A 25,100-nucleotide genomic window follows, 5' to 3' on the forward strand; every position below is an offset into this window, starting at 1 on the left:
CGTTCTCGAAAAAAGGTATCGTCGCCCTTCTATAAATTACTCAAGGTGGTTCTATGGCAAAGTATTTTGCTGCAATGTTAACAATTGGCCTGCTATCTTGCAAAGCTCCCAAGCCCCCAGCCCAGGCACCAGCTCCTGCCCCTAAGATAGAACAAGAGCCTGAACCCATTGATCTTAGTCACCGCGAAACCTTTAAGGTAAAGGCCAATTCAACGGTCTATGACTCTCTTCGTATCGTCGACTTGAGCCCCCAAGAGATTCTCACGATGGTTAAGGTTAGCGAAGACGTGCACCCCCTTAACCGTATGCCTGCGAACACACCTTTTATGGTAACTTGGAGCGATGATTCCAAGACGGAAATTACTGAAGTCCAGTTCGAACTTTCAAAGACAAAGCGTCTCAATATTAAAAAGGCCGACGAAACTTGGTCAGCAGAAACTGAAGACCTACCGGTTTCTAGAGTCAAACGCACTTACACTGGGGTCGTCTCATCAAGCCTTTGGGAATCTGCTGTGGAATCAGGAATGGAGCCCCAGTTGATTATTGGCTTAACAGAAATTTTCGCCTGGCAAATCGATTTTAGTCGGGAGGTCCGCGACGGCGATCGATGGCGCCTAGTCGTAGAAGAAAAGTTCGTCAACGATGAACCCATAGGTTGGGGATCAATTCTCGCCGCTCAATATTCTAACAATGGTGAGACCTATACCGGCATCCGCTTTCCACCAAACGATCCCTATGCATCTTACTATCAGGAAGATGGGCAAAGCCTTCGCCGCATGTTTCTCAAAAGTCCGGTTAAGTTTGCAAGAATCAGCTCACGATTCAATCGCCGGCGTTTTCACCCTATTCTGAAGCGACACCGTCCTCATCTTGGTGTCGATTATGCGGCACCCATTGGAACCCCTGTCCGTACGATCGGTGATGGCAAAGTCATTTTCATTGGCCGCAATGGCGGCTCTGGAAAGATGATCAAAATCCGTCATAACTCCATTTATACGACTGCTTACCTGCACCTCAATGGCTACGCAAAAGGGCTTCGGCGCGGAGCTACAGTCAAGCAAGGCCAAACTATTGGCTATGTAGGAACCACGGGTTTATCCACTGGGCCTCATTTGCATTTCTCATTTTTTAAACGGGGCCAATATGTGGACCCCTTGCGCATCAAATTCCCATCGGCAGACCCAGTGCCAGAAGAGAACCTGCCAGCCTTTCAGCTGCTAGCTTCGGAATTTATGAATTACTTGCCGGATTGGAAGATTGCTCAAGTGGAGCCAGAAAGCGACGACATCTTCAAGAATCAGTTTTAATCACGAGTCTGGAAATCAAATAGTGAAATGGGGAAGGCTTAGCCTTCCCTTTTTGCAGTCTCATAGAGTCAGATTGAAGTCGTCTATCAGAGCGCCAGGCAGGTTCATACTACCAGTATCTCGCTTGCCATAAGTGCTATTGCTGAGGATCATTTCTCGATCTTTGGTAAGGCCAATCAGTTGCGAACCAAACATTCTGTATAAACTTTCATCAAAGCGCATCACATTCAGAGGCGCTACAATCTCACCATTCTCTACCCAGAACGATGCAAAGCGAGTCATCCCAGTCATACGACAGGCGTTTCGATCGGAATAGTTTAAATACCATAGATTATTAATGTAAAGCCCCGTACCTAACTCTTTGAGAATATCCTTCTCCTCAAGAGCACCTGGTGCCATGGCTACGGACTCTGGATTCTCACTATGATTCGCACCATTTGCTTCAGTCTGATATTCTCTGGCAGACCGTGCACAAGTTAAAGCACTTGCAAAGGCTCCATTTTGGATCAATTGAACACAATCGGGCTTCAAAAATCCTGAGTGATCAAAATTGGGCGCAATGCTCGATCCAGTATCTTCTGCGATAGATACCAGGGGCGAGAGTCTCTCCTGACCGTCAAAGAGCTTAACCAAGGCCGACCGTTTGGTTTCAAAAGATTTCCGACCAAAACTCTCCCAATTAAGGAGCGCAAAGACTTCTTCTAGGGCGGCCGGACTTAAATAGACCCGATACTTCCCTGGTGAGATTGTTTTGGGGCTACGCTTCAACACTTCCAACTGGCGGCGAGCCTGTGCTAGCTTATCTTTAAAGTGCTCCCGTTCCCATTTAAAACCTGCGTAGCCCTGCTTTACAGCTTTGTCATCTTGCAGGTAGACGGACCAATCCAGATTGAATGTCTGAGACTCGTACCAATTCATTTGCCCATGAGAATTTGCAAAGGCTCGATAGACATCTCCCCCTGCGTAGATACCAACAAAATCAAGTTCCTCAACTTCGTCAAGTACATCGGCGATAATTCGATCGCGAGGCGGCAGCTCTTTTTTTCTCACAAACTCACTTGATTGAGGCTCCTCATTAAGCAAAAAGTAGGGATCTTTCGGGAGTTCCTTTAGAATTGCCCTCATCCGCTCTAGACCCTTTTCTAATCGCATCTTATCATCTTCGAGACGACTCGAAAGAGTCAACACCTCTTCCATATGTTTTTGACTATCGAAAAGCTGAAGGCGCAGCTTGTTTTGTAAGACATGTCCCGACTGCCTGATTTTTCCATGATTGAATCGACAAAAGTCGGTATCTTCACCTTCTAGAAAACAGGTGAAACCTTCATCTCCCTTTGTGAGGGAACGGATATGTTGAACCAGTTCATTAAAATAAGTTTGCATCACTCTCCTCCAAAGACTTCAATATTTTTGAAAACACAGGCAGGAGAGGCATGTCCTACTGCAATCGCTTGGTTTGGTTCACCCTTTCCGCAGTACGGAGTACCCAAGATATCACGGCTTTCTTGGTTACCAACTTGGCTTAAACTTCGCCAGAAGCTTGCTGAGATCCCGCGATAATTCGGCTTTCGAACCACTTCGGCTAACTCTCCATTGCGAATAACCTGGCCGTACTCACAGCCGAATTGAAATTTATTGCGAGAGTCGTCAATAGACCAAGAGCAATTTGTTTTCATAAGTACGCCGTACTCGATGGATCCGATCATGTCTGACATCGACGAAGTACCAGGTTCAAGGTTGAGGTTTGCCATGCGATCGATCGGTGGTCGATTCCAGCCTACCGATCTTGAGTTTGCAACACCCTCAATTCCAGATCGTTTTTGGGATAGCGCACCTCCAAGGCCCCTCTTCAATATTCCTTGTTCGATAAGATAAACTTTCTGTGCGGCCGATCCTTCGTCATCAAACTGATAAGATGCGAACTCACCACTTAAGGTTGGATCGAAGGTAACGTTCAGGAGTTCTGAACCGTATTGATAGGTACCAAACATATCCCTAGTAACAAAGGACGTGCCAGCGTAATTTCTTTCGTCGCCCAAGATACGATCCAGCTCCAATGGATGCCCGATGGACTCATGAATCTGTAAAATCATTTGATCTGGTTCAAGGAGAACATCCATCGCACCCGTAGGGCAATGAGGAGCAGCTAAAAGTTGGAGCAATTCCCTTGGCAAAGACTCCGCAGCCTGATCAAATTTAACATCCGCTAGCACCTCATAGCCGCCTTGTCTACAGATTCCTTGACCACCAAAGGTCCTAGTCTCTGAAACGCCTTGATCAAATCCCGTGACTGACATCTCAGGGTTGATTAGCTGATAGCTTTGAAACTGCTCGGCGCCGTTGGATGAGAGAAAATAGTTATCCCAGTGTATAGCCCAAAAACCACAGCTCCAATCGACAATATGGTCATGAGTTTTCAGACGTTGGGAAACAGCTTGTAAGCGATCCAGTTTTGTTTTTATCGCGACTTCAAACCAGTTTTCCTTAATTGGAGACTTATACTCTCCACTTGCAGAATCAAATATCGATTCATCAAAAGGCATTACCGAGTGATCGGCACTCAGTTCGGCCCAATGTTTTGCCAAGTTGAAAGCTTGCTTGATACCTTGCTCGGAAAGATCAGCTGTCCCCGCATAGCCTTGCCCACCCTTGTGATAGACACTAATCATTATCCCCAGGTCATCCATTAAGCGCGGCGGCTCAATTACATTTTGTCGTACTTGTAAAAACTCATCGCGACGCTCGATATAGCGAACGCTCCAATAGTCCACATCGAAAGCTAAGCCTTTAATTAAATTTTTGATTTTGATAAAGCTCATCCATTTTTCCCCAAATTTAGGCTTTTCCGGCCCTTGGTTCTAACATCTATTCAAACAAAAGAAAAATGCGAGCGTTCAAACAGGGAAGCAGGAGCTTTGAGGACCTATCCCCAACGCCGCAAAAAAGATACAATTACTGCAGGAGGATCAAGCCTTTGCTAACCCCGATGTTAAAGCGAATTCCTTATTGGAGTATCTTGCTCTGGATAGGGTGTGCCCCACCTGGCAAGCCAAGTAGAACCCTTTCGCAACCCTTCGATTTAGGGAAAGTCGACGATTCCGTTCGGCTATCAGATTCCCAATCAGTCAAACTTCAACCAGGCCTACCCCCCGCATGTAAAATCGCGAGGCTAGACCAAGGTGGCCCATGCCTTCGCTGTTTACCTCCCTTGTCGGTATTCCGATGCTTTTCGCCAAGGGCCAAACTGGATAAACATCACTGCTGGTGGAATGAAGCGAAAATCAAGTGCTTGAACGGTGAGTTAGCACTCCATGTTGATATAGAGCGCTCACAGGAACAAGCCTTTAAAAAGCAGCTAACACTTCTTATAGGAGCTATCCAGGGTATCGCTCTCCACAAAGTCGAAACCCGAGAGAGCCAGAAACAGCTCAAAGTCCTGCTAAGTTTTTTATTAGATCACATGGAGTCGATATCCCATCTTCAAGGGGAAATTCATGCCGCTGAACTTGCTGAAACACTCGCTCAAAGCTTTGAAATAGATCACCAAGGATCTCTTCAAGAAGCTTTCCAAGCTATCTACCACAAGCGTGTTGAAGGGGAGCTAACCCCGGATCTAAGCCGGGATTTTCTTGTGAAGGTCCTAGGATTATTCCCTGACTTACATCAGGTGAAAAAGGTTTTGCTAGACCTTAACCTAGAAGGCATCGATGACTAAGGCTGAAGAGTTTTTTGCTTTGAATAAAACTCATCGATCGATGGCTGAAGGATCTTAAGAACCTCTTCACTTGAACTAGCGAAGACCAATCGATCAAAATCTGATTGATCCATCAGCTTGTTTTTTACTGGGAACTGCTCAAGCCAATCCATTAGTCCTTTCCACATATCACCCATGAGAACAATCGGTCTGGGTGCTATATGATCGACCTGCATCAACTGCCAAGTGTAAAACAGCTCTAAAAGAGTCCCTATGCCACCGGGAGTGATCACAACTGCATGGCTAATCCGCATGAATTCATCCAAGCGCGATGAAAAGCGACGATGATGATATTTCACATCAAGGTGTGAATTTGTGTCAGCCTCAAATGGAAGCTCAATATGCAGGCCGAAAGAACGAGCCTTGTCGCTACCTTCCTTGGCACCCGCGTTTGCAGCTTCCATCAGCCCAGGCCCACCGCCAGTGACAATATCGACATTCTTTGACGCCAGCATCTTAGCCAGTTTATAGACTCGCTTATACTCTTCAGAGTCCTCTTTGATTCTTGCTGAGCCAAAAATACTCACACGATAATAATCCGAGCCAATTTCTGTAACCAGGCTATCAAGGTCTGCAACAATATCATTTAACTGTTGGATTTTTTTAGATAAAAACTTCCGAACTCGCTTAGATTCAATTTCCATTTCTCGTCTCCTATAAAGTTCTAAGCCGAACCTTCCACGCTATCCCAAGATAAGCCAACTGTAAATACTATTTATGTTCTTTTGACTGTCGTTAAATGGGGCCAGCGTCGCACCAGCACCTCCCCTGGAATTGCTAGGAACAAAAGATAGATCCACCAGGACTTAAACACCCAGTAAAAGTCTGTCATGCTCTTTCGCTCACTTGGTGCTGTCACTCCCATCGACCCAGTCACGCGGCCAACCCATTCGAGAAGACTCGTGTCATGATTGTTCTCCTCAACTGAAAGTGAAGCCTGAGTCAAGCGGGCTAGACTCTCCAAACCAATCAAAGAAAAGGGTACGTCTTGGTCGCGATATGTTTCCGGCACCTGGCCGCCCACCCGAGCTTCGACACTGCCAAAGGACGTGTGATTCCCTTGTAGAACCATACTACAAATGGTGCCGCCCTGTAGTACTGCGGGAATGCTGCCGGAAATCGACCAAGACTGGGATCCGAGCTTCTGAACCAACAAGGATCGGTAGGGTACATTGAAGCCACAAACGGAAACATCCCAAGTGTTTTCTTCAGCCAGATAGCCAGCTGCTGGACCATGCACAAACACCGAAAAAGAAGTCTTGGTATCTTCTGCACGAAGGCTCAACTCCTGTAGACTCGCTGGCTTACGAAACTCTTGACGTAAAAGCCAAGTCATGGAGCTATTGAGAAAGTCATAGTAAACTTTACGGGACACACTAGGATCCATCGCCAAGCGCCAGAAGGAATCTGAAAATATCCAAAGTGCACGCCCTTTGCCGGGGTAAGACGCCACTGCCAAGGGAACCGTTCGCCCATCTTCTAAACGCGCATTAAGTAGGGGTGTGTATTCTTTTTCTTTGAAGGTGACATTCTCCATATGGTGCAAGCCCTGAAGAGTTTCAGCCTGCTGGAAGTCGCCCATAAAGTGCAACCAATCATCATAGACATTGGCTAGGTCTCGCGACTGTTGATCAGGTTGTGCTGCTTCTACTTTAAACTTTAGATCAGGGTCATAGTAGGGCCCACTTCGATTCTGTGAAAGCGGAATGGGCCTAAGTAAGCTCAATGGGTTCATCTTGATTGGTGAACCTTCGGTTTCAAAAGGCAAAATCGAGGCTAAGGCCGAAGATCGATAATCCGAAGAATTGAGTGCTCTTGGCCCACCAATAAAAAGTAAGCCTCCGCCATTCTTAACGAAGTTCACAAGGTTTTTTTGATAGGAAGGCTCCAGAAATTGATACAGAGAGAAGTTTTGCAAAACCACAGAGCGAAAGTTAGGTAGCTCCTGATTGAAAAGCCGCTCCACAGGGAACGGGATCAAGCTAAGCTCCCGCTCATTAGTTAGCTGATGATCGACGGGGTCCCGTAAGATAAAGAAGCTGATGAGATCATATTTTGGTTCTGATTTGAGATAACGCCTCACGAAACGGCCATCCCAACTGGGAGAGCCCAGCAGGTGGAGAACTCCTATGGTATTTGGCAAGACTTCTACATTTCTATGAACACGATTGTCCCAAAGTATTTTTTCCGTAGCCGTAGGCAAGGCTTCAATCGACACAAAGTGGTTTCCTCGATTCAATGGCGGCAGGGGAATCTCCACAGCGATCTGGCCATCGCCCTTGCGAAAGGTTACATTTGCTGTTGCTAGATGCTGCTCACCAGATGCCACTTGAACTTGAACCGGCAGATCATTTTCAGTTGTATTGCGATGGATATCAACCGTAACAACCATGTTTTTCCCCTCAAAAGAGAATAGGGTGTCGGTCGCTGTTTCAATCCATACGTTATCTAGTGTTCGGTCTACATAGCCAGCAATATAGCCTCTTGGCCACTGTTCCCCTGCCCCGATTCCAGATAGAGGTTTCGACCACTCTATCTTCGGTTTTTGGTTACCTCCATCAGTGAATACAACCCAGGGATCAGAGCCAAGCTCGTAGCTCCAGGAACTCAAAACTTCATCGAGAGGGGTATATCCAGAGTTGACCACTTCAGAGCGGCTAGAAAGTCTCGTGATCTTAAGGCTACAACCAACACGACGACATTCCTCTTTCAAGTTTTCAATAGTCGCTTCCCCCTTCGCTAGCCACCCACCCTGTTTCATACTTTCTGAATCATCGAGCAGAACATGGATTGGCTTCACCGAGACGGTGGTCGGCACTTCCACTGTAACGATTTCTGGAAAAAACGTCATCACGAGAGGTACGATCCAGATCACCCGTAAAATCAACGCTAGGGAGCCTCTCCTCAAGCCATACAGCAAGATCCAGCCAAACCAAAGGATGAGTAAGGCGATGGTGCCAATTACCAGAAGTTGATTCAAGTTTTCCACTATCGAAGCCTTTTTAGAATTTCAGGTAAATGAATCTGGTCTTTTTTGTAGTCTGTCGCTAGCGAGACCATGAGCAAATTTATAAAAATTCTTGTGGCCCGCTCCCGACCAATTTCTGCTGCGCATTTATCCTGGGAGCTTGTGTTCAGCAAGCCACCAAGGAAGCCAAAGGGAATCGCAACCACAGCGATCCGTTCATCGTAGTGATAACCCAACCAGACTTGATTTTGACACTTGGGAAGTGAGTCGAGTAGGTGGAAGCTTCGCATAATCTCATGGTCCGGTGGTATGGGTTTCCACACCCCCCCTGGAATTTGAATGAGTTTTTCTAGCTGGTCCTGGCCCGGAGATTTTTCAATAACCAAAAAACCACCTCGTTTTAACCAACGCTTGATACTTTCAAGACCTCCATGACCAGGATTGCTCAACACTTGAGCATCTCGCACCCAAAACCATGGTTCCAAGAAAAGCTGATCCGTGATTGTTGGGTAAACTGCCAGCTCGTAATCTAAGGAGATGCTTGTCCTGCCTGCGACATCCCGTGCTAGGGTCTCGCCTATTTGGTTGTTCCAAGAGTAGCCAGCCAGATTTAGCTTGACACTGCTATGAGCCTCGTCGCTAAACCATAGAGCCAAGAAGATAAGGGCTGCCTGGCTAGTTTTGGTTCCCATGCCACGAACAAAGCGCATACCGATCCAAACTCCTTCAAGGAGAGCTGCTGCCGCGAGTATCCAAAATGCAACCTCAATCCATAGCCTGGGATCGTCCTCTTCACGAACACCTGGATTAGACTTGATCGCTAAGGTTCCTCCTTGCCTCCAAGTCGCAGGTAGATTTTTAGCTTCTTCGAGAGTCAAGGTACTTTCCCCCAACGGCACATTGCTCGGTAAGCGGAGTTCTTGGAGTGTTTTGCCGGTGATATCATCAATGCGCGGCCAATCGCTATTGAGGCGCTCGCCTTTATCGTTTAATAAATAAGATAGGGTGAGAAAGGACTTTGTTAGCGTTGGCAGGAGATCGTAGGAAATCCCCGTTCTACGGGACGGACTCAAAGGTAGGGTAAATGCGAAGACTTCAACACCCGAATCAGCCCGCTTCCGATGCCAAGCCAATGCTCCTAGTGAGTCCCCCACGGAACCACCAATCTGTTGTGCCCCTAAGGATTGGAGTACCGAAACGTACTGATCACGGGTTTCTACCTCTTCGCAGTAGCGAGGTAGTTCATTTTGCCTTTGAGAGCCTTCGACCAAACGGCTGTAACACCAGCACAAGTTTCGATATGATACATCTAGGTTCTTAGGTAAAAGCCAGACGACCGGCAATGATTCTTTGACGGAAAGATCATTAGCTCGTTGGTTGGCAAGTCGCCTGGTTTCAAACTCGGCGGGGCAATAGTCATTTACAGAACCGCGATCGGCTGCCACAATCCAAAGTGGTAAGTTCCAGAATTGCTCCTGAATTTGAAAGGTATCCAACCGCCGGATACGAAACCCCAGGACCTCCAGTGAAATTCTTAAGTGATGGATAGCATCCTCTAGAAACATTTCACCATCGGGTTCAGATACCAGGAGAATGTCACGCTTCAGCCCTTCGGTTTTGGTGCGGAACTGGTCATCCAGAGTAATTCCGTTTGGCCCATCGGTACGAAGAGACCAAATCATCGAATCATCTTGCTTCGCTATACCTTCCCAAAGGCTAGCCGGCCACTGAACTTCGATGTCTACCGTTTTCTCTTCCTCAAGCAAGCGCCAGGTAGTCTCGGTCAGCTTTTGATCATTGACTCGCACATCGAGCGATCCTCCAACCTCACCTTGAGTATAGTTGCGAGACACCTGAACCTGCCAAACAACTTGAGAATCCGATTCAGAAGTCTTGATGCTTGCTTTATTGATGAATACATTTCGGTTGTCTCTGCGATCTTGTGGGCTAGCAAAAATCACTTCCATCTTCGTTTCCAGATAACGCCAATTAAAATCTGACCAAGAGTAGCGATCATAATCCGAAAGGATCACCAGACGATCTACTGACCCTACTTTTTCAAGCTGTTCGTGGACGCCTCGACCCAACTTCAACCCCTCGCGATGGAACCCAAAGGAATTGACCCATGATAAAAACTCTGCTTCATCGGTGAATTGTCGAATGTCATCGACACCACTTAGGCCAACACTTACAGAACCTTGCTTTACAAAGTAAGAAAAAAGCTCCCGTAAAAAATCAACTCGCTGCTGAGGTTTATCCCAAGCGCTGGTAGATGGGCTTCGATCAATAAAGATATGGATCTTATTCACGTTCGAACTGATGTCGCGATATTGCCTCTGAGATGGTTCTGTGGTTAGCCATAGCATAGTAAGTGCTGACAGGAAGAAGCAAAGAAATAGCAGGAGCGGTGGTACGACCAGCTTCATTTTGGGGAGAGGATTCGATTCTTCTTTGATGAGGCGCAGTGTCGGTAGCCAAACTCGATTTCGTTTCTTGCGTACGATCCACCAAATGAAGATCGAAAGACTGACTAGCATCAGTACGATCGCTGAAAGTAGGCTAGGATTCATTGTCAATGAGTCTAAAGACAAAACTTCATCCTTCTATAATAGGCAGTGTCAAACTAGTGAGGTATTGATGCATGGTGGTGTGATCTGTAAAAAGGTGATAGTCGCCGGAGTCGTGACTCAGACGCTTGTTCAACTTCTTAAGCCACTTTTCAAGGGCTCGCGGATATGATTTTGATTCTTTTAAGGTGGAGCCCAAAAACTCTTTTCGTCCCGATGACTCATCATAGTAGCAATATGATTTTTCCACCCAAGTTATATCAACTTCAAGAGAGCTTAGCACATGAAAAACTCGCGTTAGCGTCGGTAAGTTTTCAGCAGCCTTTACTACCTTAGAATTCAAGAGGTCGCTAATCAGATAAACCATTTGGTACCGATCTAAATCGACATCAACGTGGAGCCCATGAGACAGAAGAAGGTCCGCATCGAAGCTTGCCCGTTGCAATTCGTCGTAAAGGGCAAGAACATCCTGAGAGTTATCGATCAAAATTCTGACCTGCGGCTTACTCTTCGCCGGAGGAGCGACGAACAGCTGCACCCGGTCACCTTTCTTGTAATGCAAAAATAATAGGTGCAGAGCAATACGAAGGCTCTGCTCCCATTTCGTAATTCGTCCGAGACTATGGCTAGAATCAGGCCAGAGCATTGTATCACTCAAGTCCAACCATATTGCGATACGACTGGATGCCTCATCGCGCTCCTCGCGGACGATCAGCTGGTCATTCCTTGCGTAGGCTTTCCAATCGATCAAATGTACCGGATCGCCCTTGATGTATTGCCTGCTATAAGCCGGCAAGCGGCTAGCGCGTTTCAAACGAAGTTGAAAGCTCCCTAAGTAGCGCTGACTCATGATGAACTGCTCAATGTCCAGCTCAGCGCCAATGGTAGGAACTAATTCGCTGATATATGAATCTTCCTTCATCAAGAAAGTCCCTTGGCCGAAAGATTATAGTTGGATTCCAAGGCTTCCAGCATTCGATCAATCATGTGATCTTCGGTAATTTGATCTCGACTCGCTTGAGCTGCAAGTCGTATCCGGTGACGAAGAACGGGTTTTGCCATGCGTTTGACATGCTCCCATCGCACCTGCTCTGAACCATTCATCAAGGCGAAGGCGCGGGATACTGAGATAAGTGAGATCCCTGCCCTCGGTCCGGCACCATACCATATCAACTGCCGGAATTCTTTGGGGCAAGTTTCATCGTCTGGCCGAGATGATCGAACCAAGCGATTGATCATTTGAATGAGCTCATCATCCACGCGCACCCGGCGACAACAGTCGATCAGCGACTTCATCTTATCGAGGCTCATGAGATAGTCTGCCTGATCATGAGCAGCGAGTGTTTCACCGATCAGGCTGCTCTTGGCGTGTTCCGTGAGTATCCGCTCTTCTGCCTCTTGACTGGGATACCGTACCAAAGTGTGGATCAGAAAACGATCGAGCTGGGCCTCTGGGAGAGGGAATGCTCCTTCCGATTCAAAGGGGTTTTGGGTCGCAAAAACCATGAACGGTTGCGGCAATTGGTGATTGGTACCGCCCACTGTACAAGTTCGCTCCTGCATTGCTTCCAAGAGTGCTGACTGGGTCCGAGGCGAGGCTCGGTTGATTTCATCGGCGAGGAGCAAGTTGACAAACACTGGCCCGGCTGAAAATTCAAAAGATCGCTTGCCTGATTCGGGGTCTATATTCAAAATATCGGACCCCAGAATATCTGTTGGCAGAAGGTCAGGAGTAAACTGAATCCGACCATGGTTCAGGCTTAAGTATTTTGCAAAGACTCGCACGAGGGTCGTTTTTGCCAATCCTGGCGCACCTGTCATCAAAATATGACCGCCGGAGAGCAGGCAACAGATTGCCTCCGTAATCAGTTCCTCCTGGCCGAAAATGGATAGACTAATTTTTTCCTGCAGCGCTTTAGATAATTCGTATGCTTGCTCAAAGGTCACGGATTCTGCGGTGCTTGGCATGCATGCCTCCTCGAAGTAATCGGTATTGGATCATTCTACACGAAAACAGGAACCCTTTCACGAAGTCTGCAACATGTCTGTGGTGATCCTAAGCCCAAGCTTTAAGCTTGGCATCGAAAGGAGTTTACCATGAAAAATCTAAAGTTTAATTGCTTCAAAGAGGCATATGGCACCAACCTCCAGCAAGGGGGAGCCGCACTTGAGTACGTGGTCGTTTCTGTGTTTGGACTCGTTCTATCTATCGGAGCAATCGCCTTTATCAGCGATTCGATTGAAAGTAAGTTCAGCAAATTGGAAGAGGCTGTGGGCATCGAATTTGACATGAAGTCTCTCAACCCCTTCAGCAGTGATACGCCGTGACTGAAGCCTGGATCTACGGACTTAGCCTCAGCCTTCTTATTCAAACCTTGATCGGAATCAGGCAGTGGCAAGCTGGAATTCAGGCAATCCGTGAAACAAAATTTGCCATTCAAGAGTCTCCCAAGGAGGCTCATCATGACCTTTGCCATCCTATACAAGGCACAAGCCAGGCCCAGCTTCTCGTTCTATGGAGGGAGAGCGGGTCATGGGTTCCTATATGCAACCAAAAAGTCTACAATCGCCATCTGGATCGCTACTGGCGGATTGAATATCAAGTTGCGTATCGGATATTCTCGTTAAAGAGCGTTCCTCTCAGACTCTCAGCAACGTTTAAACGATAGGACTTCTTGTGTTTATAGCTGTGACCCGGATTGTTTTTGAAGACCAACAGACCACCTACGACAAACGAGAGCTGAAAGCCCTCACCGAAAAAATCAAAAGCCGCTTCCATGTATGCGTCAAAATAAACAAGCCACAGGAAGCGGGGATACCAGCCATAGTCATCTCTGCCCTGGAGCACAGCCAAAACCAACTTGATCAAAAACTCGATCGTATTGCAGACTTCTGTGAGGAGTCGGGCTTTGGTCGTATTGACTCAGAAGAAACATTTTTTGAACATATCGACAATCTCTTCGAACCTTGACATAAATCGGCCCCACAAATACCTACCAGTGCTTCAAAGCATGATGTAGTGTAGCCAAAAATCAATCAACAAGGAGTGATTCATGGGACTTTTAGAGGGTAAACGTGGCATTATCATGGGCATCGCTAATGATCGCTCCATCGCCTCATCCATTGCCAAAGTACTTCATAGCGAAGGTGCCAAGCTCGGCTTTAGCTACCTTCCTGACACCGGAGAAAGAGAGCGCAACAAACAACGCCTACTCCAAGTGACTGACGGACTTGACCCTCAAGTGGTATGCCCTTGTGATGTCACGAAAGACGATGACATTAAGGCATTCTTCCAGGATGTTAAAGAAAAAATGGGAACCATCGACTTCCTCATCCACTCGATCGCCTTCGCACCGACTGCTGACCTCAAGCTCAATACAATCGAATGCTCACGAGAGGGCTTCGCCAACGCCATGGACGTCAGCGTCTACAGCTTTCTGGCAACAAGCCGCGCTGCGGCAGATTTGATGGTAGACGGTGGCTCGATCTGTGCCATGACTTACTATGGCGGCGAGAAGGTGATGCCAGGATACAACCTCATGGGCCTTTGTAAATCTGCATTGGATACTTCCGTGAAGTACGCAGCCTACGAGCTGGGCAGCCGTAATATTCGCGTCAATGCCATCAGCGCTGGCCCGATCAAAACACTCGCAGCATCTGCTGTAGGCGACTTTAAAAGCATGCTCGGCATGTACGAATCTGTTTCACCTCTGGGTCGCAATGTCGACGGCGGCGATGTCGGTCACGGCACGACTTTCCTTGTGAGCGACTTATCTCGGATGATTACCGGAGAGATTATGCATATTGACGCAGGATTCAACATTATGGGTGGAACTGTGCTTAAATCTTAAACTCAGGGGCTCGGAGCCCCTTAATAGATATTTTGACTTACTTTACTTGCATTTAACTTAGTTCCATCTTAATGCTTAAGCGATACACAAAAAGTCTTATCAAACCCTACCCATTGAAAGGCTACCATGTCATTAAGTATGTACAAGAGCTATGGCCATAATATTTTGGGCCACTGGCCCCTCTACCTTGCCGGCACTCTTTCCCTTCTGCTCACCACTTGCACCGAAGTTTTAATTCCCAAGTTTATCCAGTGGGCAGTGGACCACCTTACCAACTCCCAGGGAATACCGAGTCTGTTTCTACGGGAGACTAGGGAAGCAACACTCGATACGATGATGTACGCCTTCCTGATAGTGTTATGTGTCGGGTGGTGGGGCAGAGTTGGCTGGCGACAGCTGTTAGCACGGCGGACCCACGATGCTGGACACAAACTTAAAACAGAGTTTTGGGACTCGCTAAAGCACCAGCCTCTATCATTTACCCAGCGTTACTCTTTAGGCGATCTGATGAATCGTGCGACCGGAGACTGGAATAAGAGTCGCTTTATTCACGGCTTTACCATGGTACTCACCTTTGATGTGGTGTTTTTCACAGTCCTGTCTCTGATATCGATGCTGATGATCGATGTCACACTCACCTTGGCTGCCCTAGTGATCGTACCCTTCCTACCCAGAGCTATCATCAAATTAAGCCGACGAGAATACGATCAACACCAAGTCGCTCAGGAGACTCTATCCGAGCTGAGTGATTCCATATCCCAGGCTGTACAAACCATTCGCCTCCAGCGCTCCACTGCAACAGAGTTAATATGGAAGAAATCTCTAGCAGCCAAAGCCAGAAGCTATGCCAAAGAGCAATTCGAAGTGCTACGAATTGGTTGGAAGATATTTATACTAGGAGCAGCCCCAACCCTGGTTGCCTATGGGGTCTTATTCACCTTTGGAGTCTATCAATACCAACAAGGGGTCATTTCAATTGGTGAATTTCTCGCTCTTCAATCCTACGTGTTGCTCCTCCAATCGCCACTATTCGAGTTGGGATCAGTGATTTCCGAGTGGCAAACAGGGTTTGCTAGCTTTGCTCGGGTCCATGAGATTCTTAGGCTTAAAAAAGAACCCCTGCGTACTCAGGTCAAGCCTTCCCAGAAAACTGAAGCCGCTCCCACGTTCTCCGTGGAGCATATGAACTTTCGCTATCATGAAGAGACTCCTTGCCTCATTAGCATTTCACTCAAGATTCAAAAGGGCGAAAAGATCGGTATCACTGGGCCCATTGGCAGCGGGAAAACAACCTTGATCAACATCCTCGCTGGCCTTCTCGATGGCTACCAAGGAAGGGTTCTAGTGCAAGGTTTCAATATGGAAGACCTCGGTTCGGATTGGCTTAGCGAAACCATAACAGTCGTCCCTCAAAAGCCGTTTCTTTTTGCCGGCAGCATTCGCCACAACTTATCCCTAGGCGCACAGGTTACTGAGGAGCGTATGATTGCTGCCCTGAAGATGGTACGACTCTGGTCTGACGTTGAAGAGATGGCTGATGGCTTGGATACCTGGATTGGTGAGTGGGGAATAAACCTTAGTGGTGGTCAAAAGCAGCGACTCGCCATCGCTCGATCACTCCTTAAGCATAGCGACGTTCTTATTTTAGATGATTCCCTAAGCGCTGTAGACTCTGTCACCGAGCATCACATTCTCAGTGCTCTAAGCCAAGAGTTCGAGCACAAGACCATCATCTGGACAGCACACCGCTTGTCAACGCTTCAGCTTTGTGACCGGATCTTCAAACTAGAAGATGGCCGACTGCAGCAGATTAAGGAGGCCTCACAATGATAGCAAGTCAGGACACGATTCAGGAACAAAGTGACTTTCGGTCAATCATAGCTCTTTTCAATTACGGTCAAGGTAACTATAAAAATCTTTTCTTAGCAATTGGCTTTATTTTAGCGTCTTCTGCAGTTCTTATGATGTCTGCCAAGCTCATGGGTCTGCTAGCCGAGGCATTGGTCTCAGGTGCTGAGCAAAGCAGAATTGCCAGCTTAGTCGCCGGTATTCTATTATTTGAAAGCGTCAATCTTTTGGTTTACTACAAGGGCAGGGTTGGGCTAGCCAGAGTCACCAATGAGGTGGCCTACGGCATTCGCGTTGCTCTTTTTAATAAATTAGGCAGACTCCCAATCCCATACTTCGACCAGGAACCTTTAGGCCGCACCATGACTCGCCTCACAGCCGATGTCGAAGGCATCGAGTCGTTCTTTAGTAATACTTTGCCTCGGGTATTCACGGCTGTGATCACCATTACCTCAGTCTTACTAGCCATGCTTCTTACAGACTGGAAGTTTGGAGCAGTTATCGTAGCCTCCAGCCTCCCTGCGGTGATGTTTACGATTGCCCTACGTAAGCCGGTGCGAAGCTGGTTGAGAGAATACAAGAAACGCTCGGCGGCCCTAAATGCCCAACTAGCGGAGTTCATCAACGGCCTGAGCGTGATCAAGATCTTTGGTATCGAGGGTTGGACTAAAAAAGAGTTCGATGGTAGCTCTCGCCATCTCCTTCGTGCAGCGATTAGTCTGATGAACTGGAATAGCTTCATTCGTCCATTGGCAGCCTTGCTCTGCGCACTTCCAATTCTAGTTATTCTTTGGTACGGCGGGCATCAGGCCCTAGATGAATCTATCTCTATTGGTTTATTGGTCGCCTTTGTTCGCTACGGGGAACGTTATTTCAGACCGATTATGATGCTATCGTTTGAGCTTCATCTGATCCAAGACGCGATTGCCTCATCCGAAAGAGTACGGAAAATGCTTGATGAAAAGACCGAGTCTGACACCCTCAATCAAGACGGCACCCGACAGCAAAAGATCCAGGGTAAAATCGAATACCGGAACGTGTGGATGGAGTATAAAAAGGACTCCCCGGTTTTAAAAGATGTATCTTTCACCATCAATGCTGGCGAAAGTGTCGCTCTTGTCGGTAGAACCGGCTCTGGCAAGACTACCACCATTCAATTACTGCCTCAACTCTATGGAATTTCGGGCGGCGAGATTCTTATCGATAATAAACCACTAAGCGAGTGGTCACGGCTTTCTATTCGGCAGCAGATGGGGATTGTGAGCCAGGACGTAACGATCTTTCATGGGAGCATCCGGGACAATCTCATCGTAGCTCTTCCTGATGGTCACCCCGGTGTCCCGGACGAAGAATTACTTGCCATATGCCAACGCACAGGACTCTTTGAAGTTATCGATCGACTGCCGCAAAAGCTTGATACCGTCTGCCTCGATAATGGTGCAAACTTTAGCATGGGTGAACGCCAGCTGATGGCATTTACGAGGATGCTGGTCCGCGATCCAGCGATCCTGGTACTCGATGAAGCCACTGCTAATGTCGACGAGGCATTTGAAGCGAAGATTCAACAAGCCATCCAGGAAGTTTTAAAAGGGCGCACAACTTTCGTGATCGCTCACCGGCTCAACACCATTCAGGACTGCGATAAGATCCTTGTCTTTGACCAAGGTCGGGTGGTGGAGCAGGGTCAGCACAAAGGGCTGCTGGCCCAAGATGGGGCATATTCCAAACTAGTTTCGAGGCAGATCTATGATTGATCCGAAAGCAAGTATCGAAAGCAAGATTGAACAGGTACAATCCAAAGGCGACCTTGCACTGGTGATCTTTGATATCGATGATACCATCATTGATTGTCGTCACCGTAAACTGAAAGTCTTCCGAGACTTTTGCAGCCAAGATCAGATACAAGATCAATTTCGCCAAGAATCCGAAATAGTCCTTAACGCGAACATCCAAGACATTGCCTATCGGGTGACTGACTGCATGAAGAACTTAGGAATCAAATCAATAGATTTCGTTGAGCAGCTCGCCACGTTTTGGGTGGGGAACTACTTCACTTATCCCTACATCAAAGACGACTTACCTTTTCCCGGCGCAGAATCTTTTGTCCAAGGCTGCCACAACGCAGGGGCCCACATTGTGTACTTGACCGGGCGCGATGAGCCAGGGATGGGTCGCGGAACCCGAGAAATTCTGGCTAAGCTAGACTTCCCCTGGAAGAACGATGACACCAGCCTATTTATGAAGCCTGATCCTGCCATGGATGATTTTTCTTACAAGAAAGCTGTGCTCAATGATATCGCCAAGCTAGGAACCGTGGTAGCATCCTTTGAAAACGAGCTAAAGAACCTCAATCAGATGGCTGCACATTTTCCCGAGGCTCTCATGTACTGGCGCAACACGCTTTATCTACCAGATCCTCCCGAGCCTCATCCGAAGGTGGAAACCCTGAGCCACTTTCCCAAAGTCATTTCGTGATTCTTGAAAATCTGCTATGGATGGCCCTACATCAATCTAATTATTGAGGGGGCGTCCCATGGCAGAGTTTATCCTAGCCTTCGACCAAGGCACGACAAGTTCACGGGCCTTATTGGTAGATCAAAAAGGAACCATCGCAGCGGTTGCCCAGAAGGAGTTTAAGCAGATCTACCCCCAGCAAGGCTGGGTGGAGCATGACCCTATGGAAATTTGGTCAAGTCAGCTATCGTGCGCTCAAGAGGTGATGGCAACGGTCGCGGCCGGCGATAAGGTCGTGGCCATAGGCATCACGAACCAACGTGAAACCGCCATCGTCTGGGACCGACAAACCGGCAAACCCATATATAATGCTATCGTTTGGCAAGACCGCCGCACTGCTGGAATTTGCGATAGAATGAAGGATCAAAACTTGGAAGCCACGATTCGAGAGTCTTCTGGCCTCGTGGTTGACGCCTATTTCTCTGGAACTAAGGTCCAATGGATATTGGATAACGTGGATGATGCAAGAGAAAAAGCTGCAGCAGGAGACTTGGTTTTTGGTACTGTCGATTCATGGTTGCTGTGGCAGCTAACTGAGGGCCGCGTCCATGCCACCGATGTCTCCAATGCCTGCCGGACGATGCTATTCAATATTAAAGATATGGCTTGGGATGACCAACTCCTAGATATTTTAAAAGTTCCAAAATCAATGCTACCCGAAGTGAAAAGCAACAGCGAAACATACGGGTTTTCCAAGCTCTTTGGCTATGAGATCCCCATTGCTGGTATGGCTGGGGACCAACACGCTGCTCTGTTTGGCCAGATGTGCACGGAAAAAGGCATGGTAAAGAACACCTATGGAACCGGCTGTTTCTTGATGATGAACACCGGTCCAAAGCCGATCCTCTCTCAAAATAAACTTCTTACCACCATTGCTTGGCAACGAGGGGACGAGGTGAATTACGCACTGGAAGGCAGCATCTTCATGGGTGGCGCCATCGTGCAATGGCTTAGGGATGAACTGGGGCTGATTAAGTCATCGTCCGAAGTCGAGACCCTGGCCGAGCAGGTTACCGATAACGGTGGAGTCTACTTGGTGCCAGCATTTGTCGGTTTGGGGGCACCCCATTGGGACCAATATGCTCGCGGCACCATCCTCGGGATGACAAGGGGCTCTAATAAGGCTCACATTGCCCGTGCTGCTCTAGAGTCCATCGCCTATCAAACGAAGGATGTGGTCGCTGCTATGGAAGCTGATGCTGGAATGAAGTTGCGGCAACTGAGAGTTGATGGCGGTGCCTCCATCAATAACAACTTAATGCAGTTTCAGTCTGATATTTTAAAGACCGACGTGATCCGCCCGCAAGTCTTAGAAACCACAGCGATAGGCGCTGCCTACTTCGCAGGTCTCGCCATTGGTTTCTGGAAAAGCGTCGCTGAGATCAAGGAGCTGTGGCAAGAAGATCGGCAGTTTAGCCCGGATATGAGCGATGACGCCCGCAACCATTACTTGCAGAAGTGGTCGCAGGCGGTTTCCTGCGCTAAGGGTTGGGCAAAGACCTAGTGCTTATTCACATTTAATCCTCGGCGTTGTTGTCTTCGTCTCTCAATCGTCGCTGTACGGGAGTACTATCTCCTCATTCATTCCTCGACGCCTAGCCGAGAATCCAATGTGACTAAGCACTAGTGTTGTTTTCAAAGATTTTTCGCCCCTTAACCCAAAGGCTTTCGAGGTTGCGATCATCACAGTGAAAGATTAGAGCAGAAAGAAACTGACGATGGTCGTGACAGTAGGGGAGGCGACGCTTTAGGAGTTCGCGACGACTTGGGTCAATCACTTGAAAGTCTGCTTGCTTCCCTGCTTCTAGAGATCCAATACGATCACTCAATTGTAATCCCTGTGCCGCCCCGAGGGTAGCTGCAAAGAACAGATCCTCGGGCAAAACCTGCTCTCGACGCAGTTTAGATACTTTCACCGCTTCTGCCATGGTTTGCCATAGAGAAAAGCTTGTTCCCGCACCTACATCAGTCCCTAAGCCAAGAACTATCCCTTGCTCGCGAAACGATCGATAGGGCAATAAACCACTACCTAAAAAAAGATTCGATGTTGGGCAATGCGACACCATCGTTCGGGAGCGTTTTAGCCGCTCTCTCTCAGAAGCGCTGGCGTATATTCCATGAGCTAGAATACAACGTTCATTGATCAAGCCATAGTCTTCATAAACACCGAGGTAGTCAGTAGATTTTGGAAACAAGTCCTTCACCCAGGCGACTTCATCCAAGTTCTCCGCAAAGTGAGTCTGCACATATAGCTTCGGGTTTTTAACTAAAAGATCAGAAATTCCTTGAAGCAAGTCAGCACTGCAACTGGGGGCAAATCGGGGGCTCAGGGCATAGAATAGCCGCTCATCCTTACCATTCCAATCTTGAATGAGTTGAGATTGCGCTTGAAGATCATCATCAATTTGATCGAGCATACCCTCTGGCGCAAAGCGATTCATACTAATCTTGCCAGAGACCAACCTTGCCCCGTTGCGATCAAACTCCTCAAACAGGATCTGAGTCGCACTTTTCTTTGAACACGCAAAGGCCACCGCGGTGCAAGTGCCATGACGAAACAGTTCATTGGCAAAGGCTTTTGCTGAATCTTTGGCCTGCTCGGGGTCTTGTATGAGAGCGGTTTCGTGAGGAAAGGTGTGCTCATCCAGCCACTCCAGTAGCTCTCCCGAGTAAACCCCAATCATATCCGTCTGAGGGAAGTGGACATGAGTATCGATGAAGCCAGGGAGAATCAATCGATCACCATAGTCCACGATACGATCGGCATGCCCACAGTCTTTCTTAGGCATAACGCTCGTGATGGTTCCCTGGTCATCAATCATCAAGCCATGATCGGGCCTTGAATCGATAGACAAAGTACCTTGTGCATCTTGCACAACTTGAAAAATATGACCAATGATCGCGGTGGACATCATTCCCCCCGGTTTGTTTGCATCGAGTTTTGAACGGCGAGCGTTGCTCGCCATGATAATTTTAGATTTTTTCTGAAGTAGCTTGGTACTCAATTTTTGGAAAGCGTTCTTTGAGAAAGTTTAGACGCCACAAGTCATCCAGTAGAATCGCCTTCTGACCATGCTGATCATCACAGATCAAGTGGCTTTGAGCTCTTACATATTCGTCTAGGGCATCTTCATCATCGCTGAAGATCCATCGCGCCGCACTGTATGGCAGTCTCGCAAACGTGACCTGCACTCCATATTCATGCTGTATCCGGTATTGCACCACATCAAACTGAAGCACTCCCACAACCCCAAGGATTTGGTCGTTGTTGTTGATGGGCCGAAACACCTGCACAGCGCCTTCCTCAGAGAGCTGATCCAAAGCCTTGTTGAGCTGCTTAGACTTCAATGGGTCTTTCAAAGTCACGCGAGCAAAATGCTCGGGAGCAAAGACCGGAACCCCTGTGAAATGTAGTTTCTCACCTTGGGTGAGGGTGTCACCTATTTTAAAAACACCTGGATCGTGGATACCCACAATGTCCCCAGCAAAGGCTTCGTCTACCAGGCTCCTGTCTTGGGACATAAATTGCGTCGGGCGGCCAAGTCGTTGGTCTTTACCTAATCTCACAATGTGGGACTTCATGCCGCGCTCGAACTTACCTGAACAAATCCTCATAAAGGCAACGCGGTCTCGGTGAGCTGGATCCATGTTTGCCTGAATCTTGAACACAAATCCAGTGAATTTAGATTCCATAGGATCAACCGCACGCTCTTGAGCTTCGCGAGGCAGTGGGGGAGGAGCTAGGGTGATCAAACCTTCAAGTAGAGGCTCTATACCAAATGTCTTCAAAGCAGAACCGAAAAACACCGGTGCTAACTCACCACGTAGATAGCGGTCTCTATCTAGGGTATCCCCAGCGCCATCAAGGAGTTCAATCTCGGCTTGGAGCGTTTCTGCTAATTCCTCACCTAACTCAGCAACAACCTCTGGGCTATCAAGGCTCAAGTCCTTCAAAGGCACAGGTCGAGAGCGTTCGGCGTCTTTGTCGTAGATTAATAGCTTGTTATCAAGCCGATGGTAGACGCCTCGGAAGCGATCACCCATCCCGATTGGCCAGGTAACAGGGGTTACGGAAATACCAAGAGTATTCTCAATTTCTTCCATCAACTCGAAGGGATCTTTCCCCTCACGATCCATTTTATTAATAAACGCTAGAACGGGGGTCTTGCGCAGGCTACAAACTTCGTAGAGTTTTTTGGTCTGAGCCTCTACACCATTGGCGCAGTCAATGATCATCAGTGCACTGTCGACTGCTGTCAGAGTTCGGTACGTGTCTTCAGAGAAGTCCTGGTGACCCGGAGTATCGATCAGATTCATTTCATGATCTTTATAAGGAAACTTCATCACAGACGAGGTGACAGAGATTCCTCTTTGCTTTTCCAGCTCCATCCAGTCAGAAGTGGCAAACTTCTTTGAGCGTTTCGCCTTGACGCTACCTGCCATCTGAATCGCTCCACCGTAAAGGAGCAGTTTTTCTGTCATGGTGGTCTTACCAGCATCCGGGTGGGAAATAATCGCAAAGGTTCGACGACGCTTGATCTCTTTCTCAAAACTCACTGGCATTCCTCAATCATAATGGCTTACGACAAAAGTACCGAAACAATAGGCTTGGATAACCCAGATTCCGCAACTAATCAAGGCCATTGGCTCCATAAGAGCGATTCATCAGTCAATTTGCAGAAAGGTGCTTGGCGAGGGCCAATTAAAGTGATAGGATCTCCCATTAAAAAATTTACTTACCATTTTGGCATAGTATAAGATGAGAACCAATCAAATCCATAAATCTACTGAACATATAAGAATAGGAGGTCCGTATGACCTACGACTCTAGTCAACCGCTGCCATTAGGCTTAGCCTACGACGATGTCCTGCTCATCCCCCAACACTCCCAAGTCTTGCCTCACGACGCCAACTTAGAAACACGCCTGACCAAAAACCTCCGCCTCAAAATGCCCTTACTCTCCGCCGCCATGGATACTGTTACCGAAGCCGACACTGCCATTACAATGGCCCAAGCTGGTGGCATTGGTATTGTGCATAAAAATCAGTCCATCGAAGATCAAGCCTTCGATGTGAACCGGGTGAAAAAAAGCGAATCAGGTATGGTCACGGACCCGGTAACGGTAACACCTGGAGATACCCTTTCTAAAGTCGTTCAGATTATGAACGAGGTGAACTTCTCTGGCTTCCCTGTGGTGGAAGATGGTCGCTTGGTTGGTATTATTACAGGTCGCGATATTCGCTTTGAGCGTGATCACAGCCGCTTAGTCAGCGAAGTTATGACTCGCGAGGTGATCACTGCTGAGCAAGGCACCACTCCCGATCAAGCAGTGGAGATCATCCATCGCCACCGTATCGAGAAGCTCCCAGTGCTCGACAAAGAAGGCCACCTCGTCGGCCTATACACCGTGAAAGATATCCTTAAGTCCAAAAAGTTTCCCAATGCCTCTAAAGATGCCGAGGGACGCCTCCTTGTAGGTGCGGCGATTGGCGCGGGTGGCGACTATGTAGAACGAGCCCAGGCACTCGTCAAAGCTGGTGCCGATGTTCTAATCGTAGATACAGCCCATGGTCACAGCCAAGGGGTGATTGATGCAGTGGCCAATATTCGCTCTCAAGTTTCTGGCACCTTCGACCTGATCGCTGGCAATGTAGCAACAGGTCGTGCAACCAATGCCCTTATCGATGCTGGCGTCGATGCTGTGAAAGTGGGTATCGGCCCCGGTAGTATCTGCACCACTCGAATTGTAGCTGGTATTGGTGTTCCACAATTTACAGCGGTCAATAACTGTGCTCGCGCTGCTAAAGCTCGTGGCATACCCGTCATCGCCGATGGCGGTATCAAGTTTAGCGGCGATATTGTTAAGGCTCTAGCAGCCGGTGCAGAAACCGTGATGATCGGCTCCCTATTTGCGGGTACCGACGAAGCACCTGGTGACTTGATTATCTATCAAGGCAAAAGCTACAAGCAATATCGCGGCATGGGAAGCCTTGGTGCTATGAAGAAAGGCAGCAAGGATCGCTATTTCCAAGGTGATGTCGACGATGCTGGGAAACTAGTCCCAGAAGGAATCGAGGGGCGCATTCCCTATCGAGGACCTCTATCAAACACGATCTATCAGTTGGTGGGCGGCATTCGATCGGCCATGGGTTATGTGGGAGCACCCACTATCCCAGCTCTCCAAGAAAATGCTGAATTTATCCAGATTAGCTCTGCTGGTCTGAAAGAAAGCCACGTGCATGATGTTTACATCACGCGGGAAGCACCTAACTACAAACTCGACTAGGGAG

At 47.9% G+C, this 25,100-nt stretch carries 20 protein-coding genes; 11 read left to right on the forward strand and 9 right to left on the reverse strand.

Features of this window, described 5'->3' with window-relative positions; translation table 11 throughout:
- Positions 1–53: 53 nt before the first annotated feature.
- Entirely contained in the window at positions 54–1,307 is a 1,254-nt protein-coding gene (locus B9N89_RS20705; protein WP_132321964.1) for a peptidoglycan DD-metalloendopeptidase family protein, read from the forward strand.
- Positions 1,308–1,367: 60 nt separating this feature from the next.
- Here B9N89_RS20705 and B9N89_RS20710 read toward each other — a convergent pair whose 3' ends face one another.
- Both B9N89_RS20710 and B9N89_RS20715 read right to left on the reverse strand, forming a co-directional pair.
- Complete coding sequence (locus tag B9N89_RS20710; RefSeq protein WP_132321962.1) at positions 1,368–2,690, reverse strand: TldD/PmbA family protein; 1,323 nt, start codon at positions 2,688–2,690, stop codon at positions 1,368–1,370.
- Complete coding sequence (locus tag B9N89_RS20715; RefSeq protein WP_132321960.1) at positions 2,690–4,126, reverse strand: TldD/PmbA family protein; 1,437 nt, start codon at positions 4,124–4,126, stop codon at positions 2,690–2,692. Before B9N89_RS20715 ends, B9N89_RS20710 begins: the two co-directional genes overlap by 1 nt.
- Positions 4,127–4,596: 470 nt before the next feature.
- Here B9N89_RS20715 and B9N89_RS31475 point away from each other — a divergent pair, with 470 nt between their 5' ends.
- Entirely contained in the window at positions 4,597–5,022 is a 426-nt protein-coding gene (locus B9N89_RS31475; protein WP_132321958.1) for a hypothetical protein, read from the forward strand.
- On the opposite strand, the gene B9N89_RS20725 is transcribed toward B9N89_RS31475, so the two are convergent.
- The 5 genes from B9N89_RS20725 to B9N89_RS20745 all read right to left on the reverse strand — a co-directional run bounded on the left by B9N89_RS20725 (position 5,019) and on the right by B9N89_RS20745 (position 12,564).
- Positions 5,019–5,705, reverse strand: a complete 687-nt coding sequence (locus B9N89_RS20725; protein WP_132321956.1) for an LOG family protein — start codon at positions 5,703–5,705, stop codon at positions 5,019–5,021. The two genes, B9N89_RS31475 and B9N89_RS20725, sit on opposite strands and share 4 nt — an antisense overlap.
- A 71-nt stretch (positions 5,706–5,776) precedes the next feature.
- The gene (locus tag B9N89_RS20730) at positions 5,777–8,041 is read right to left on the reverse strand and encodes a hypothetical protein (protein WP_132321954.1); all 2,265 of its coding nucleotides are present in this window, start codon (positions 8,039–8,041) and stop codon (positions 5,777–5,779) included.
- An 8-nt stretch (positions 8,042–8,049) separates the two neighbouring features.
- Positions 8,050–10,620 carry a DUF4159 domain-containing protein gene (locus tag B9N89_RS20735; RefSeq protein WP_132321952.1) on the reverse strand — a complete coding sequence of 857 codons (2,571 nt, stop codon included), beginning with the start codon at positions 10,618–10,620 and terminating at the stop codon, positions 8,050–8,052.
- Between the two features lie 4 nt (positions 10,621–10,624).
- Positions 10,625–11,518 carry a DUF58 domain-containing protein gene (locus B9N89_RS20740; protein ID WP_132321950.1) on the reverse strand — a complete coding sequence of 298 codons (894 nt, stop codon included), beginning with the start codon at positions 11,516–11,518 and terminating at the stop codon, positions 10,625–10,627.
- The gene (locus B9N89_RS20745; RefSeq protein ID WP_132321948.1) at positions 11,518–12,564 is read right to left on the reverse strand and encodes an AAA family ATPase; all 1,047 of its coding nucleotides are present in this window, start codon (positions 12,562–12,564) and stop codon (positions 11,518–11,520) included. The genes B9N89_RS20740 and B9N89_RS20745 overlap by 1 nt, the downstream gene beginning before the upstream one ends.
- 129 nt (positions 12,565–12,693) lie before the next feature.
- Here B9N89_RS20745 and B9N89_RS20750 point away from each other — a divergent pair, with 129 nt between their 5' ends.
- The 8 genes from B9N89_RS20750 (at position 12,694) to glpK (ending at position 20,313) form a co-directional block, all read left to right on the forward strand.
- Positions 12,694–12,924, forward strand: a complete 231-nt coding sequence (locus B9N89_RS20750; RefSeq protein ID WP_132321946.1) for a hypothetical protein — start codon at positions 12,694–12,696, stop codon at positions 12,922–12,924.
- The gene (locus tag B9N89_RS20755; protein WP_132321944.1) at positions 12,921–13,265 is read left to right on the forward strand and encodes a hypothetical protein; all 345 of its coding nucleotides are present in this window, start codon (positions 12,921–12,923) and stop codon (positions 13,263–13,265) included. Before B9N89_RS20750 ends, B9N89_RS20755 begins: the two co-directional genes overlap by 4 nt.
- Positions 13,266–13,273: 8 nt before the next feature.
- Positions 13,274–13,567: a hypothetical protein gene (locus B9N89_RS20760; RefSeq protein WP_132321942.1), complete on the forward strand. Its 294-nt coding sequence runs from the start codon at positions 13,274–13,276 to the stop codon at positions 13,565–13,567.
- An 82-nt stretch (positions 13,568–13,649) separates the two neighbouring features.
- The gene (locus B9N89_RS20765; protein ID WP_132321940.1) at positions 13,650–14,447 is read left to right on the forward strand and encodes an enoyl-ACP reductase FabI; all 798 of its coding nucleotides are present in this window, start codon (positions 13,650–13,652) and stop codon (positions 14,445–14,447) included.
- A 126-nt stretch (positions 14,448–14,573) separates the two neighbouring features.
- Positions 14,574–16,277 (forward strand): ABC transporter ATP-binding protein, encoded by a 1,704-nt coding sequence (locus B9N89_RS20770; RefSeq protein WP_132321938.1) that lies wholly within the window; start codon positions 14,574–14,576, stop codon positions 16,275–16,277.
- On the forward strand, positions 16,274–18,049 hold the full coding sequence (locus B9N89_RS20775; RefSeq protein WP_132321936.1) for an ABC transporter ATP-binding protein: 1,776 nt from the start codon (positions 16,274–16,276) through the stop codon (positions 18,047–18,049). Before B9N89_RS20770 ends, B9N89_RS20775 begins: the two co-directional genes overlap by 4 nt.
- On the forward strand, positions 18,042–18,770 hold the full coding sequence (locus B9N89_RS20780) for an HAD family hydrolase (protein ID WP_132321934.1): 729 nt from the start codon (positions 18,042–18,044) through the stop codon (positions 18,768–18,770). The genes B9N89_RS20775 and B9N89_RS20780 overlap by 8 nt, the downstream gene beginning before the upstream one ends.
- Positions 18,771–18,828: 58 nt before the next feature.
- Positions 18,829–20,313, forward strand: a complete 1,485-nt coding sequence (glpK, locus tag B9N89_RS20785; protein ID WP_132321932.1) for a glycerol kinase GlpK — start codon at positions 18,829–18,831, stop codon at positions 20,311–20,313.
- A gap of 112 nt (positions 20,314–20,425) precedes the next feature.
- Here the strand turns inward: glpK and guaD are convergent, their stop codons facing one another.
- Together guaD and B9N89_RS20795 are read right to left on the reverse strand one after the other, a co-directional pair.
- The gene (guaD, locus tag B9N89_RS20790; protein WP_132321930.1) at positions 20,426–21,775 is read right to left on the reverse strand and encodes a guanine deaminase; all 1,350 of its coding nucleotides are present in this window, start codon (positions 21,773–21,775) and stop codon (positions 20,426–20,428) included.
- A gap of 7 nt (positions 21,776–21,782) precedes the next feature.
- Positions 21,783–23,372 carry a peptide chain release factor 3 gene (locus B9N89_RS20795; protein ID WP_132321928.1) on the reverse strand — a complete coding sequence of 530 codons (1,590 nt, stop codon included), beginning with the start codon at positions 23,370–23,372 and terminating at the stop codon, positions 21,783–21,785.
- A gap of 251 nt (positions 23,373–23,623) precedes the next feature.
- Here B9N89_RS20795 and guaB point away from each other — a divergent pair, with 251 nt between their 5' ends.
- Positions 23,624–25,096 carry an IMP dehydrogenase gene (gene guaB / locus B9N89_RS20800; protein WP_132321926.1) on the forward strand — a complete coding sequence of 491 codons (1,473 nt, stop codon included), beginning with the start codon at positions 23,624–23,626 and terminating at the stop codon, positions 25,094–25,096.
- Positions 25,097–25,100: the final 4 nt, after the last annotated feature.

Source organism: Pseudobacteriovorax antillogorgiicola, from assembly GCF_900177345.1.
In the GTDB taxonomy this organism is placed as follows: domain Bacteria; phylum Bdellovibrionota_B; class Oligoflexia; order Oligoflexales; family Oligoflexaceae; genus Pseudobacteriovorax; species Pseudobacteriovorax antillogorgiicola.

Excerpts from the sequence above, each read along its gene's own strand:
- B9N89_RS20705 (WP_132321964.1), top strand. The coding sequence starts at position 54 with ATGGCAAAGTATTTTGCTGCAATGTTAACAATTGGCCTGCTATCTTGC.
- B9N89_RS20710 (WP_132321962.1), bottom strand. The coding sequence starts at position 2,690 with ATGCAAACTTATTTTAATGAACTGGTTCAACATATCCGTTCCCTCACA.
- B9N89_RS20715 (WP_132321960.1), bottom strand. The coding sequence starts at position 4,126 with ATGAGCTTTATCAAAATCAAAAATTTAATTAAAGGCTTAGCTTTCGAT.
- B9N89_RS20725 (WP_132321956.1), bottom strand. The coding sequence starts at position 5,705 with ATGGAAATTGAATCTAAGCGAGTTCGGAAGTTTTTATCTAAAAAAATC.
- B9N89_RS20740 (WP_132321950.1), bottom strand. The coding sequence starts at position 11,518 with ATGAAGGAAGATTCATATATCAGCGAATTAGTTCCTACCATTGGCGCT.
- B9N89_RS20745 (WP_132321948.1), bottom strand. The coding sequence starts at position 12,564 with ATGCCAAGCACCGCAGAATCCGTGACCTTTGAGCAAGCATACGAATTA.
- B9N89_RS20750 (WP_132321946.1), top strand. The coding sequence starts at position 12,694 with ATGAAAAATCTAAAGTTTAATTGCTTCAAAGAGGCATATGGCACCAAC.
- B9N89_RS20765 (WP_132321940.1), top strand. The coding sequence starts at position 13,650 with ATGGGACTTTTAGAGGGTAAACGTGGCATTATCATGGGCATCGCTAAT.
- B9N89_RS20770 (WP_132321938.1), top strand. The coding sequence starts at position 14,574 with ATGTCATTAAGTATGTACAAGAGCTATGGCCATAATATTTTGGGCCAC.
- B9N89_RS20775 (WP_132321936.1), top strand. The coding sequence starts at position 16,274 with ATGATAGCAAGTCAGGACACGATTCAGGAACAAAGTGACTTTCGGTCA.
- B9N89_RS20780 (WP_132321934.1), top strand. The coding sequence starts at position 18,042 with ATGATTGATCCGAAAGCAAGTATCGAAAGCAAGATTGAACAGGTACAA.
- glpK (WP_132321932.1), top strand. The coding sequence starts at position 18,829 with ATGGCAGAGTTTATCCTAGCCTTCGACCAAGGCACGACAAGTTCACGG.
- guaD (WP_132321930.1), bottom strand. The coding sequence starts at position 21,775 with ATGGCGAGCAACGCTCGCCGTTCAAAACTCGATGCAAACAAACCGGGG.
- B9N89_RS20795 (WP_132321928.1), bottom strand. The coding sequence starts at position 23,372 with ATGCCAGTGAGTTTTGAGAAAGAGATCAAGCGTCGTCGAACCTTTGCG.
- guaB (WP_132321926.1), top strand. The coding sequence starts at position 23,624 with ATGACCTACGACTCTAGTCAACCGCTGCCATTAGGCTTAGCCTACGAC.